This window comes from Trinickia sp. (assembly GCF_057351765.1).
The window spans coordinates 1-13497 of the sequence record NZ_JBMRBK010000099.1; the positions used below are offsets into that span (position 1 = coordinate 1).

Annotated in this window: 14 protein-coding genes; 6 read left to right on the plus strand and 8 right to left on the minus strand. The window is 63.0% G+C overall.

Annotated features, from left to right (window positions below):
• The first annotated feature begins 389 nt into the window (after positions 1-389).
• From ACO1XS_RS25985 to treF, 3 genes are all read left to right on the plus strand, one after another.
• A complete protein-coding gene (locus ACO1XS_RS25985) occupies positions 390-587 on the plus strand; it encodes a hypothetical protein (protein WP_173257184.1) in 198 nt (65 codons plus the stop codon).
• A 56-nt stretch (positions 588-643) separates the two neighbouring features.
• Positions 644-1387 (plus strand): acetoacetyl-CoA reductase, encoded by a 744-nt coding sequence (gene phbB, locus ACO1XS_RS25990; protein ID WP_486392030.1) that lies wholly within the window; start codon positions 644-646, stop codon positions 1385-1387.
• Positions 1388-1680: 293 nt separating this feature from the next.
• Positions 1681-3462, plus strand: a complete 1782-nt coding sequence (treF, locus tag ACO1XS_RS25995; protein WP_486392031.1) for an alpha,alpha-trehalase TreF — start codon at positions 1681-1683, stop codon at positions 3460-3462.
• 77 nt (positions 3463-3539) lie between these two features.
• Here treF and ACO1XS_RS26000 read toward each other — a convergent pair whose 3' ends face one another.
• The 3 genes from ACO1XS_RS26000 to ACO1XS_RS26010 form a co-directional block, all read right to left on the minus strand.
• Positions 3540-4457: a LysR substrate-binding domain-containing protein gene (locus ACO1XS_RS26000; RefSeq protein WP_440563623.1), complete on the minus strand. Its 918-nt coding sequence runs from the start codon at positions 4455-4457 to the stop codon at positions 3540-3542.
• Positions 4458-4559: 102 nt separating this feature from the next.
• Positions 4560-5174 carry an urea carboxylase-associated family protein gene (locus ACO1XS_RS26005; protein ID WP_331570843.1) on the minus strand — a complete coding sequence of 205 codons (615 nt, stop codon included), beginning with the start codon at positions 5172-5174 and terminating at the stop codon, positions 4560-4562.
• Between the two features lie 51 nt (positions 5175-5225).
• The gene (locus tag ACO1XS_RS26010; protein WP_486392032.1) at positions 5226-5888 is read right to left on the minus strand and encodes an FMN-dependent NADH-azoreductase; all 663 of its coding nucleotides are present in this window, start codon (positions 5886-5888) and stop codon (positions 5226-5228) included.
• Positions 5889-6137: 249 nt separating this feature from the next.
• On the opposite strand from ACO1XS_RS26010, the gene ACO1XS_RS26015 reads away from it, so the two are divergent.
• Positions 6138-7583, plus strand: a complete 1446-nt coding sequence (locus ACO1XS_RS26015) for a purine-cytosine permease family protein (RefSeq protein WP_331570839.1) — start codon at positions 6138-6140, stop codon at positions 7581-7583.
• Entirely contained in the window at positions 7580-8374 is a 795-nt protein-coding gene (locus ACO1XS_RS26020; protein ID WP_486392033.1) for a creatininase, read from the plus strand. The genes ACO1XS_RS26015 and ACO1XS_RS26020 overlap by 4 nt, the downstream gene beginning before the upstream one ends.
• Before the next feature lie 12 nt (positions 8375-8386).
• Here the strand turns inward: ACO1XS_RS26020 and ACO1XS_RS26025 are convergent, their stop codons facing one another.
• Positions 8387-8719, minus strand: coding sequence for a chemotaxis protein (locus ACO1XS_RS26025; protein WP_486392034.1), 333 nt, complete (start codon positions 8717-8719; stop codon positions 8387-8389).
• 464 nt (positions 8720-9183) lie between these two features.
• Here ACO1XS_RS26025 and ACO1XS_RS26030 point away from each other — a divergent pair, with 464 nt between their 5' ends.
• Positions 9184-9711, plus strand: coding sequence for a PRC-barrel domain-containing protein (locus ACO1XS_RS26030; RefSeq protein WP_486392035.1), 528 nt, complete (start codon positions 9184-9186; stop codon positions 9709-9711).
• A gap of 323 nt (positions 9712-10034) precedes the next feature.
• On the opposite strand, the gene ACO1XS_RS26035 is transcribed toward ACO1XS_RS26030, so the two are convergent.
• From ACO1XS_RS26035 to ACO1XS_RS26050, 4 genes are all read right to left on the minus strand, one after another.
• Positions 10035-11372, minus strand: a complete 1338-nt coding sequence (locus tag ACO1XS_RS26035) for a cytochrome c (protein ID WP_486392038.1) — start codon at positions 11370-11372, stop codon at positions 10035-10037.
• A 94-nt stretch (positions 11373-11466) separates the two neighbouring features.
• On the minus strand, positions 11467-11892 hold the full coding sequence (locus ACO1XS_RS26040; RefSeq protein WP_331568875.1) for a hypothetical protein: 426 nt from the start codon (positions 11890-11892) through the stop codon (positions 11467-11469).
• A 22-nt stretch (positions 11893-11914) separates the two neighbouring features.
• Positions 11915-12601: a cytochrome c oxidase subunit 3 gene (locus tag ACO1XS_RS26045; protein WP_486392036.1), complete on the minus strand. Its 687-nt coding sequence runs from the start codon at positions 12599-12601 to the stop codon at positions 11915-11917.
• A 1-nt stretch (position 12602) separates the two neighbouring features.
• Positions 12603-13497 (minus strand): cytochrome c oxidase subunit I (locus ACO1XS_RS26050; RefSeq protein WP_486392037.1); only part of this gene is annotated, 895 nt, incomplete at its 5' end.

The following is a 13497-nucleotide window of genomic DNA, read 5'->3' on the forward strand; positions in this document are numbered from 1 at the left end:
CAGGTTCGCTTCGGAGAAATCCATTCCATATTGCGAAGTTCCACGAGGGGTATTAGTATCGCTCCAGTAGCGAATCCGAGCTTGAGCGCGCGTCCTCAGCGCGATATCCGAAACAATTACCCGCTCAGCCCGTGTGATCGCGCGCCCTATCTGTAATTAATACCTCCCCTTACATTATGGGCAGCGAAAACGTTTCAACTCGTAGCACTAATTGGTTATAGAGTCGCATGACCGTATTTAATCGATCGATTGAATGTTTTGCGATTTTCACCCGTCGCAGCGCGCGACGATGTGACTGAAAGGCAGTCCGCCGCGCAAAACCGATTCCGTCGCTCTCCTGGCAGATCGGCGAAACGAATAGATGGTCTGGATTTACTGGGAGTGAGAGCATGTTGAGCCCACATGAATTTGCCACCTTGATTCTGGTCCGCGATGCCCCCGACCAGATCGAGGCACACCGCGCCGAACTCGGCACCTTGCTCGAGCGCGAACTCGTCGCGCTCGACGAGGCGGAGCGCGGAATACCGCGGCCCCGCATCACGCCGAACGGGAACTCGGTCCTCGAGGCATTCGCACGCATGCGATGACCGCCTGGCGCCGTCCGGCATCCCTTCGTACATCACACAATTTTGGAGAACCCCATATGGCAAGAAGAGTTGCCCTCGTTACCGGCGGCATGGGCGGAATCGGCCAAGCAATCAGCGTCAAGCTGCATGACGCCGGCCATACCGTCATCGTGACTTACTCGCCGAACAATGCGAATGCGGACAGCTGGCTTGCCAAGATGGACGCGAACGGGCGCCAGTTTCGCGCCTATGCCGTGGATGTCGCCGACTACGACTCATGTGTGCGCTGTGCCGCCCAGATCCGCTCCGAAATCGGGCCGATCGACATCCTCATCAACAATGCCGGCATCACGCGCGACGCCAGTTTCAAGAAGCTCGACAAGGGTGCCTGGGATGCCGTGTTGAGCACCAATCTCGATTCGGTCTTCAACATGACGAAGCAGTGGTACGAGGACATGACGGCCCGCGGGTGGGGGCGCATCGTCAACATTTCGTCTGTGATCGGCTGCAAAGGCGGTTTCGGGCAAACGAACTATGCGGCGGCCAAGGCGGGCATGCATGGGTTTACCAAGTCGCTTGCGCTCGAATTGGCCCGCAATGGGGTGACGGTCAATACCGTATCGCCGGGCTTCATCGCAACGCGTATGGTCATGGCGGTACCCGAGGACGTCTTGAAGACGAAGATCCTGCCCGAGATTCCCGTCGGCCGACTCGGTCAACCCGAGGAGGTGGCCGCGTTGATTGCCTATTTGTGCTCGGACGAAGCGGGTTTCGTCACCGGGGCCAACATCTCGATCAACGGTGGACAGCATCTGCAATAGCGCCGCGACGCTTCGCGGCATCGTTGCCGCACGTCGGTTCCGCCCCCGTCCGGCGCCGCGCCGACACTCCTGACGCGGACAGCCACCGGACGGAATTTGCCGCGCGCCACGCGTCACGTGCGCGCGGCTTTTTCTTGGCTTCACGAAGACGTTCGTCGACGGCCGCCACGTAGCGGGAACAGGGGTTGCTGACTCGCCGACGCGCGCGTCGCCCGCCCTGGCGCCGACGCACCCCATCGTTGCTGCGAGCGCGCCGGTGACAGGCGCTCGGGCCCAATCGCCAAGGACCGCATATGTCGCTCTCCCTCGCCCGGCGCCTCGCAGCGGCCAGCCTTACGGCCATCCTGTCCGCGAGCCCGGTTGCGCTCAGCGTCTGTTACGGCGCGCAGCCGATCGAGGCGTCGCCCTACGCGAGCGCTGTCGCCCGGCAATCGCCGCCGATCGCGGCATCGCAGGTCAACCCGCACGCCCAGCCCTCTCCCGTCGAACCGGCATCTCCGTTCGCGCTGTACGGGGAGCTCTATCGCGCGGTGGAGCTTGCCCGGATTTTTCCGGACAGCAAGACGTTCGCCGATATGATCCCGAACGCACCGCCGCAGCAGATCGTCGCCGAGTTCGCCGCCCAGCGGGACCAGCCCGGGTTCGATCTGCGCAACTTCGTGGAAGCGCGGTTCAGCGCCCCGGCCGGCAGCGATAGCCACTATGCAACGGATCCGAACCAGAACGTCGTCGCGCACATCGACACGCTCTGGAACGTGCTACGCCGCGGCCCCGACCGCGTCGAGAGCCGATGGTCGTCTCTGCTGGCGCTGCCTCAGCCCTATCTCATCCCGGGTGGCCGCTTCGACGAAATCTATTACTGGGATTCGTACTTCATCATGCTCGGCCTCGAACAAAGCGGCCGGCACGACTTGGCGAAGGAGGAACTCAAGAATTTCGCCACGCTGATCGACCGCTACGGTCACATTCCCAACGGCAATCGCACCTATTATCTGAGCCGCTCGCAACCGCCGTTCTTCGCGCAGATGGTCGGGCTCATCGCGAGCGAGGATGGCGACCGTGTTTATCTGGATTCGCTGCCGGAACTCAAAGCCGAATATGCCTACTGGATGGACGGCGCGGACAAGCTCGCGCCCGGCCACGCTTATCGCCACGTCGTTCGGCTACCCGACGGCACGTTGCTCAATCGCTACTGGGACGACCTCGCGCTGCCGCGCGACGAATCGTATCGCGAGGACGTGGCGACTGCGGCCGCCACCCCGCAACGCGGCGCGCCCGACCTATGGCGCAATCTGCGCGCCGGCGGTGAGACAGGCTGGGATTTCAGCTCGAGATGGTTCGCCGACAATGCCACGCTCGCCTCGATCGAAGTGACGGAACTGATCCCCGTCGACCTCAATTCGCTCATGTACGGTCTCGAGAAGACGCTGGCCAAGGCGTACCGTCTCCAGGGCGATGCCGCGCATGCGGAGAATCTGGAGGTGCGGGCCAGGACACGTGCCGAAGCGATTCGCCGCTGGTTGTGGGATCCGCAGATCAAGGCGTTCGGCGACTATCAATTCGTCCAGCGCACACTCACCCATCGATTGACGGCTGCCGCCGTCTACCCGCTGTTTGCAGGCGTCGCCACGCGCGACGAGGCGCACGAAACCGCCGCGACGATCCGCCGAGGACTGCTTCGGCCCGGCGGCATGGCGACGACGCAAGTCAAGACCGGCCAGCAATGGGACGAACCGAACGGCTGGGCGCCGCTGCAGTATCTCGCGGTGACCGGTTTGCGCCGCTATGGCGAGGACGAGCTTGCGCGCACGATCGCGACGCGCTGGATTCGCACCAATGTCGCCGCCTATGTCCGCACGGGAAAACTCGTCGAAAAATACGATGTGAGTGCCGATACGTCGGCCGCCCGTGGTGGCGAGTATCCGCTGCAGGACGGCTTCGGCTGGACCAACGGCGTGCTGCGGGTGCTACTGGCATCGTATCCGAACGCTGTCGACATCGCGGCTGCGAAACCCTCGAGCGCCGCATCGTCTGCCGCGCCCATGCGGGCTTCCATGAAGCGCGATCGGCGCTGACCGCCTTCGGCACAGCGACCGGTTTTTTCCCCGCATGTAGCGATTGCAGCGATGCTGCAAAAAAGGCACTTCAAAACTTATCCGGCGGCAATGGATCGGTCGCGAAAGACGCGAGCCTCTTCACGCAACCATGCGGTGAAAAGACGAAGCCCTTTCTTGGGGCGAGTTGAAGACGGCACGACGAGGCGGTACGCAAACCCCGGCAGACACGGACCCTCGATCCGACGTAGCCGGCCCGTGCGCAGTTCCTCATCGATGAGCACGTTGCTGCACATCAACGGCCCGAGCCCGCACTCGGCGGCGTAGAGCGCGAGCATCTCCTCGCTGTACCACGACATGCGAAAGTGAACGGTTTTATCGTGGTCGACCCGCGCGAGCCAGGCCGACCAGTCGGGCGCATTCAACGCGCTGTTTGCCCACTTGTAGGCAAGCAGCGGGTGTTTGCGGAAGTCTTCGATCGTCGGATTCCGGTCCTCCGGACAAATGCCTCGATCGGCGACCGCCAGATAACAATCTTCCAGAATCACGGCATCCCGTGGATCGTCATTGACGGGCCCATACCGGATAGCGAGGTCGATGGACTCGGCCCGCAGATCCACGACATTTTCCGAACCGTGGAGGTGCACCACGACTTCCGGGTGGATCGCGTTGAACTGCGACAGCCTGGGCATCAACCAGCGCTCGGCGAACGCTCGCGTGGCCGAGATCTGAATCGAGTCGTCGTTGGTCGGCGTATTGACGATCTCGAACGCCTGGGCCATTTGGTCGAAGCTGTCCCTGAGCAGCGGGTAGATCGTCTTGCCGACCGGCGTGAGCGTCACGGCACGCCCCGTTCTTTCGAAGAGTTTGTGGCCGATACGCGCCTCGAGCTGCCGGATCTGATGACTCACGGCCGTGATCGTCACGGAGAGCTCGGCTGCGGCCGCGGTGAAGCTTTGATGGCGGGCGGCCGCCTCGAATGCGCGGATCGAATTGAGCGGTGGCAACTTGCGCATGGCGAAACGCCTTCATTCCGAAGTCGGCCGGTTACGGTGAGTGCATTCTACCGAATGCCGGCCCGCGCTTAGCAGGCATCCGGCAGCGCGGCAACAAGGCATTCAGTAAATTGCATAATGCGCGTCGGTCGGCAGCATGCCGTTGACTGCGGTGACATCCTGCGGACAGGCCGACATCACGACGATGCAGTCCATTTCCGCGCGCAGGGCGACGTGCTGGCCAGCTCGACTGACCGGCGGCGCGAATTCCAGTTGCCCGTTCGCGTGCACCGGCACGTTCATGAAGAGATTGAGCGGACACGGCGTATCGTGCGCCGTCAGGCCGAGGCTTGCGAGCGCAGTGGCGAGGTTGTCGGTGCAGTTGTCGTGGTGGCCCTCGACGCCCAACTGCGCGTAGCGGTGCCGGTCGCAGGCTGCAATCAGCGTGTCGTGCACGCCGGGCGTCGTGTCTTCGATCATCGTCAGGATGGGCCGCCGATGATTCGTGACGAGCGTGTCGCCCACCTTCGGTACCGTCCTCAGCATCGATGCTCGGCTATGCTCCATCGACATCGACTCGCCGATGTCATCCCCATTGAACGCCCAGGTATCGATGACCTGATGACCGTGTGTGTTGATCACCTTGATCGTCGCGCCTTTGGCGAGCCGGACCGCCACGCCGCTGCGCGCGGGAATGCGCAAAGGCGTGCCGTCACGGCCAACCGTTGTCGTATTCATGTGCTGTTTCTCCACGAGAAATTTTGGGGCTCCTGCTTCGATGCATGGTGTTCAGCTGCTGGCAGTCTCCCGGACATCAGCCAACTGGCGAACCAGTTCGGGGACGGCGGCAAAGGCGTCCGCCATCGACGCTCGATGTCGTTCGTCGCCGAATTCCTGATAGCTGATGCTGATCGCGTGGCTTTCCGCGACACCCAGGTAATGCGCGCAAGTGAGGATATGGGTATCGAGGTGATTCATCTTTTCGCGTACGCCGCCGGGCCCGAATCCGAACTCGCCGTGCGAGCTGAGCATGACGAGCTTCTTGCCGCTCATGATCGGCGCGAGCGGAAAGTCGCCGCGAGCGAGGTCGAACGTAAACGTCTTGCCCACGCGGATCACCTTGTCGAACCACGACTTCAGCGCGGCCGGCATCCCGTAGTTGTACATGGGCGTGCCGATGACGATCACATCCGCGCAGTCGACTTCGTCGATCAGTTCGTCGGACAGGCGCAATGTCTCGCGCTGCGCCGGCGTCCGATCCTGCTCGGGTGTGAAGGCAGCGGCAATCCATTCCTCGGTAATGAACGCAGGAGGATTGGCTCCGACATCGCGGGTAATGATCGTGGCGCTTGGCTCCAACTGCTTCCAGGCATCGACGAAGGCGCCCGACAGCCTGCGGCTGAGCGAGCGGTCACCGCGTGCGCTTGCATCGATGTGCAAAAGAGTGGTCATAGGGTGCTCCTTTTTGTTGCCGAACGAAAGAGATGGATCGATCCGGAACACCGATTTAGCCACGACGTGTTCGCGCGCACGATTGATGAATTTTTTGGGCCAGTTGAGAAAATCTCAACGACGCGGATTGGGTGGCGGGTCTTTCGTTTTTTTCAACCCCGGTTGAGAAATCATCGGTTTCGCCGTTTATTTGTCTTCGCTCCAATACGTACTCAACGATTCAGCGTAGCGTTCGAAGAGGAGACAGCCGTGTCGAACAATCAGATGTTGCAAGCGCAGGAGGGCACCGGTAGCACATTCGATGTGCACGGTATCGAACCCGTGCCGTACGAAAGCAGAACCTCGGGGCAGCTCGACCAGTTCTGGATCTGGGCCGGCGCAAATGTCGCGCCGATCAATTGGGTGCTCGGCGCGATCGGCATCCAGCTGGGCTTGAGTCTCGTCGAGACCCTTCTCGTCATCGTGATCGGTAACGTGTTGGGTTGCGCGTTGTTCGGCGCCATGTGCGTGATCGGGCATCGCTGCGGCGTTCCCCAAATGGTGCTCTCGCGGCTGGCATTCGGCCGGCGTGGCGCTTGGCTTCCCACCCTCATGCAGGTGTTGATGCCGATGGGCTGGGTGGCGATCAATACGTGGATCGTGCTCGATCTCGCCGTTGCGGCGCTCGATCGCATGGGTATCGGCGGCGGCATCGAACTCAAATATGCCATTGCCGTGGCAGTCATGGTGATTCAAGTCGGCATCGCGACATGGGGTTTTCACGCGATCCGTTATTTCGAGCGGTACACGATGCCTTTCGTGCTGGCCATCATGGTCGCGATGACCGTGCTCGCCTTCACGCACGTGGATATCCACTGGCATGTGTCGACGGCACACGGGATCGGCAAGCTATCCGCGATGAGCAAGCTGATGACGGCGATCGGCATCGGCTGGGGAATTTCGTGGCTCGTCTATGCATCGGACTACACGCGCTTCACGAAGCCGACGTTGACCAGCCGGCAGGTCTTTCGCGCGACGTCGCTCGGCATGTTCCTGCCGACGGTCTGGCTCGCGCTATTGGGCGCGGCGATCGCCTCCGCAGGCACGGGCACCGATCCGTCCCAACTCATCGTCGCCGCGTTCGGTGCGATGGCGCTTCCGGTGCTGCTCGTGCTCGTCCACGGCCCGGTCGCGACCAATATCGTCGTCATCTATTCGGCCGCGCTTGCTACGCTGTCGCTGGATCTGCGCGTTCCGCGGTGGGCCGTTTCCGCCGTCTCCGGCATCGTCGCGCTTCTGATCCTCTATCTGTTCCTGCGCTCGGGCACGTTCGCGAGCACATTCGAAGACACGATGGTGTTCTTCGTCGTGTGGATCGCACCGTGGGCCGGAATCGTCCTCGTGGATTTCTTCGTGATCCGTCGCGGCAGCATCGATGTCGATGCGTTATACCGCCACCACACCGTCAGCGGCTGCGGAGACATCAAATGGTCCGGGGTCGCCGCGTTGTCATTGGGTGTGTTCGCAGCGTGGCTCTTTCAGATCGGGAGCATCGAATCGATGCAAGGACCCATCGCCATCGCGATGGGCGGTATCGATCTTTCATGGCTCGCCGGTCTCGCCGTCGGTGGCGGAAGCTACTACCTCCTTCATCTCGGACGGCGCCAGGTTCGCTCGTCACAGGCGCCGCTCGTCGACAACAGGAGCTCGACATGAACCCCGTGCGCATGGACAACATGACCTGGATGGAATACGAGCAGCGCGTCAAAGACGGATCGGTCGTATTTCTCCCGTGCGGCGCGACGGAACAACACGGGCCCCATCTTCCGCTCGGCACCGATGCGTTGCTCGCGAGCGCGATCTGCGAAGACGTGGCGCGCGAGGTGGGCGGTACCGTGGCGCCGGCAATCTCATACGGCTACAAATCGCAGCCGAGAAGCGGCGGCGGTCAGCATTTCTGCGGCACGACCAGCGTCGACGGAGCGACATTGAGCAGCTTGATCCGTGACGCGGTACGTGAATTCCACCGTCACGGTGTCAGGCGTCTCGCGATCGTCGTCGGACATTTCGAGAATCAGTGGTTCGTCACCGAAGGGATCGAACTCGCGATGCGTGAGATCGGGGAGCACAGCGGCATGGAAGTCATGCGGGCCGAGCATTGGGAGTTCTGTCGCAAGGAAACACTCGATGCGGTTTTTCCGGATGGCTTTCCCGGCATCGCGCTCGAGCACGCCGCGGTCATCGAGACGTCGATGATGCTGCATTACTATCCGCAGTTGGTCTCGCTCGACCGAATCCCGGGGCACGGCCCCGCGCAGTTCCCCGTCTACGATATGTATCCGGCCCGTACCGCGTGGGTTCCGTCGAGCGGCGTCCTGTCGTCCGCGAAGGATTCGACGAGCGAGAAGGGCCGGCTGCTGGTCGCGGACGTGGTCGCCGGCATGGCGAAGGCTGTACGCCATGAGTTTGTGCTGGACGAGCCACGGCGCACGCAGCCCGCGCTGTAGCGCCGTTGCGCGTCATGGCTCGGTGTCGGTACCTCGTTCGAAGGGACTGTCGATGCGATCCGGCGAGATATCGGCATCTTCCTCGAGCGTCGAGTCCCCGTCCGCCGACGCTCGCTCTCCGGTTCCGGCCCGATCGGTATCGCTTGCGAGTTCGGCCTCTCCCGTCTCGAGCGCGTGCTCGTCGAGTTCCGTATCCCGATCGAAGTCGTGCCGCTTAGCCCCGGCAATGTCGCTGCCGCTGTCGGAAGAATCGCTCGGGCCGAGCGCGCCGGTATCGCGGCCCTTTTCCGCCCCGCTTTCATCGCGTTCGGGGAGCGAATTGTCTGGATCGAGCGTGCTGCTCATGGGCTTTCTCCTATCGAGGTGAACGTGCATACCGGAAGTCAGCATCGAGCGCGCCTGCCTCCGCCGCGAGGCCGGCACGATCGATGCGGCATGAATGAGTTGCGACTCTCACTAGCTCAGGAGGCACCTCATGAAAGCACACGCCGGCCGGTCGCAGGACGAACGCGTTGCGACGCGAAAAGGCCGATCGTTGCCGTCTCTCGAACCGCCTGGAGGGAAGATGGCCGAGGAAGGGACACAACCCGACGAGACGCATAGCAGCGGACAATTGTCGGAAGCCGGGAAGGCAGTCTGGCGCACCGGCAGCGGGATCGACGGCGGCGGGAAAACTCGCCGTTGACACCGCACGAAGGAACGATCGTTGCTTGAACGATCATCGCGCCGGCCGTGACCGGCGCGAGCGCGCGCAGGCGAAATTTGCAGCGTGCGGCAGATTCGATACGACACTGAAAAAGGAGGACGCCATGCGTACTCAGAAGTCTTCATCCACGACCACACCGTCGATGGGCGCCCACATCGTGGGCAAGGGCAGCGAAACCTCAGCGGGTCCCGGGCCCGAGGTGATGGCTGCCAGCACACTTGATAGCGACAAGATTCTCAGCACCGATGGTGACGAAGTCGGCAAGGTCAAGGAGATCATGCTCGATGTGCAGACCGGGCGTATCGCTTATGTCGTGATGTCGTCGGGCGGTTTTCTCGGGATAGGCGACAAGCTGATGGCCATTCCGTGGAGCGCATTGACGCTGGACACGACCCGGAAGTGTTTTCTGCTTTCGCTGTCGTCGGAGCGCGTGAAAAACGCCCCGGGCTTCGACAAGGATCATTGGCCGACGATGGCGGATCGGACGTGGGCGACTTCGCTGCACCAGTACTACGGGCGTGAGCCGTACTGGCAGCAGCTAGGGGCGGATGACGAGTACGAGCGCGGGCGCGTTGTCGGCGCGGAAGATCTCGACCCCGATGCGCCGGAGTCCGGCGGGGTCAAGCTTTGACCGCTCGTGACGGCCAACGGCCCCTCGTGATCGTCAGTCGCTCATTGGGGGCTCGCGGCCTCGCTCGCGCGCTTCCCCGCTCTTGATTGCGACGCGCCCTCCGAGGCGCCCGCAGCCGGCGCGGCCCGTTTCACAGCCGATGCGCCCGCCGTCCCAACGGCGCCTTGCGTGCCGGGCTTACGGGCCGCACCGGACGAATCGCCGTTCATCACCGTTCCCTGGGCAGCAGCAACGCCCGCCCAAAGCAATGCTATCCATCCCGCCGCTCGCGCATACGCTTTCATCGAACACTCCCTCGGCGAAAGCCCGACGCATGACTCGGGTCACTTGCTCGCCGCCGTCTTTGCAATCGCGCTCCGCAGCTCGCGAACCTCGCGCGTCGTGACGGGCGCTGCCTGATTGCCCCAGGCGTTGCGCACGAACGTCAGCACGCGCGCCATTTCCGTATCGGTGAGCTTGCCGCCGAACGCAGGCATCTCCTGAGGCTTCGGTCCATCCTGGGTCTTGGCGGTCGATCCTCCCTCGATCAACAGCCGTACGAGCGAGGTCGTCTGCGGTGCCAGCACCACCGCACTACCGGCAAGCCGCGGGTATTTACCCGGCTCGCCCATTCCGTCGTCATGATGGCAACGCGCGCAGAAACCCCGGTACAGTCCCGCGCCCGGCTGATTGATCGCACCCGTGCGCAACACATCGACGGTACGCTGACGTTTCGCCGGATCGGTGTCGGCAAGCCCATTGCGCCGCCGCGGCACAAGCGTCTTCAGGTAGGTCGAGATCGCCTCGAGATCGGTATCGGTGAGGTATTGCCCGCTGTTCTCGATGACTTCGACCATGCTGCCGAAAGCCGCTGCACCGGCGCCGTGTCCACGCTTCAGGAACGATGCGATGTCCGCCTCCGACCACCGCCCGAGCCCGGAAGCCGGATCGCCCGTCAGGTTCGGTGCGAACCAATGATCGACGGTGCCGCCCGTCAAGAACAGGGGGTCCTTGTCGCTATAGCCGCGCTCTTCGTAAGCCGGGCCACGGCCCGTATGACACGCCCCGCAGTGCCCGAGCGCCTGTACGAGGTAGGCACCGCGATTCCACGCGGCGCCACGATTCTCGTCCGGCTTGAATCGCTCGTGCGGCGCGAAGAACTCGTTCCAGAAAACGAGCGCCCAACGTTGATTGAACGGGAACGGCAACTGCGTTTGCGGCGGCCGCTTCGGCACCGGCTGCACGCCGTGCATGAAATAGGCGTAAAGCGCCCGCATATCGTCGTCGCTGATCTTCGCGAACGACGGATAAGGCATCGCGGGATAGAGATGCTTTCCGCCCGGCGCAATGCCGTCGCGCACAGCTCGAACGAAATCCTCGTAACGGTATCGGCCGATTCCAGCCTCCGGATCCGGCGTGATGTTGCTCGACCAGATGATGCCGAACGGCGAGCGCACCGGCAGCCCGCCCGCGAATGGCGCGGAAGGCTGTGGCGGATTCCCGGCAGGCGCCGCCGTATGGCATCCCGCGCAATCGGCCGCTTTGGCCAGATACGCGCCGCGCGCGACCAACGCCGAATCGGCACTCGCGGCGTGTGCGGGCGCGGGCGTGGGCGCAGCAGGCGCCGCGTCGGCAAGCGCCAGGCGCGACGGCAAGACGATCCCCGCGGCGAACGCGAGCATGAACGCCACGCCGCGCGCAGCCCGGGCCAGTTGCAGCGCGCAAACCGCGCCGCCCGGACCCCGATCGAATTGCGCCGTTCCCTTGTTCATGATCTCAACACCCGGAAACGAGGGCGACGGCAACGTCGGTTGCCACGAGCGCGAAGAGAAACAACAGGCTGGACATGAACCCGACCTTGGCAACGAACGCCTCACCGTTCAATAACGTCCGGTCGGCGCGCGGGGGCGCGTCGTTCGCTCGATCGGCGAGGCGGCGCCAGTTGCGCCAAGACAAGCATGCTCCCGCAATGCCCACCACCAGCGCAGCGGCACTGATGCCGATGACAGCGCGAAGCGCCGCGCCCGCATACGATGCGCGCATCGGCGCATCGTAGGGAAAACAACTTTGCGCAACGAGCGCCTCCGCAATACAGACCTGCAGCGTCCATGCCGCCGGTGCGGCAAGTATTGCAACGAAAACGCGCCACGGCGCCACGGGCGTCTCGCCGATCACACGTTGTTCATTCGCGCTGTCTGCCATCGGAGCCACCATCGACAAACCGTTATCCGATCCAATAGGGTGTCAAATAGATCGTAGTGAAAATGAAGAGCCATACCACGTCGACGAAATGCCAATACATGCTGCCGATCGTCAACGCCGCGCACCGTCGCTCGTCGAAATATCCGAGCGCCGTCCATGCGTCCAGCAAGGCGAGCACCACGAGGCCGATCAGCACGTGCGCCATATGAAAGCCGGTGATCGTGAAGTAAAGCGACCCGTACAGATTGGCGAGCGGCCCGTATGGATGACCATGCCACTCGTGGAGTTGAATGCCTACGAATACGATGCCGAGCACAATCGCGATCGTCATCGATACGACGGCAGCTCGCAGACGCGCACGGCGCACCATGCGCTCGCAATACCAGACGAACCCGCTGCTCGACAGCAGAATCAGCGTATTGACGGCACCGAGCGGAAGCTTGGGCAAACCCTCGGGCGGCCAATGCCGCGTGGTCTGCACCGCGAGGTACAGATAAGTGAAGATCAGATAGCCGAACAACGCGCCCTCGGTCGCGATCAGCATCAGACAGCCAAGCCAGCCGCTGGAACGATTGCCGGCACTGCCCACGGGCACGCTGGTGCCGTCTGATCGCAGCGTCGCCGCGGAGGCGGTCTCGGCCTCGCCCTGCTCGGCCCCGTCCCAGGCGGGTCCCGAGCTTCCTGCGAAAGAGCGTGGAGGCTCGTCCATGTCAGTGCCTCGCGACCGGTTCGGGCTCGCGCTGCATCAACCGGCGCTCGGGCCACAGCCAAACGACGATCGTTGCGGCGGCGAGAAGCAGCGCGAGGCCGGCGAAATACCAGGCATGTAATGCCAGCCCCGCGAAGAAGAGCGCTGCCGTGAGGCCGAGCCAAAACGGCGCGTACGAGTCTTCCGGCATCTTCAGAATCACATACGGTGCGGCTTCGAGCGCGGTCGTCCCAAGCGCCTCGCGCCCCTGATCGAGGATATAGCCATCGGCGAGGCGCGAGCGCGGCGCTTCGCCGGCATCGCCGCCTTCCCCTTGCATTCGCCCTTCCCACAGCGGATGGCGGCTGGCGATCGTCGGCACGACGGCGAAGTTGTAAGGCGGTGGCGGCGAAGGAACGGTCCATTCGAGTGTCGGCGCATCCCAGGGATTGTTGCCCGCGATCGGTCCGCGCTTGCGGCTATACAGCACATCGACGATGAACACGGCGATACCGAGCGCAAAGATGAACGAGCCGATCGACGTCAGCAAATTGACGGTCGTCCAGCCCATATCGGCGCCGTAGGTATAGATTCGCCGCGGCATGCCGAGCAACCCGGCGATATGCATCGGGAAGAACCCGAGATTGAAGCCGACGAACATGAGCCAGAACGTGATCCGTCCAAGCCGCTCGCTCATCATCCGTCCCGTGAATTTTGGAAACCAGAAATAAATGCCGCCGACTACAGGGAACACATTGATGCCGATCAGGACGTAGTGCAGATGCGCGACGACGAAATAGGTATCGGTCAACTGCCAGTCGAGCGGCACGGCAGCCGTCATCACGCCCGAGACGCCGCCGATCACGAACAGCAGTACGAAACCGGCGAAGAACAGAAACGGCACGCGAAAAACGGGG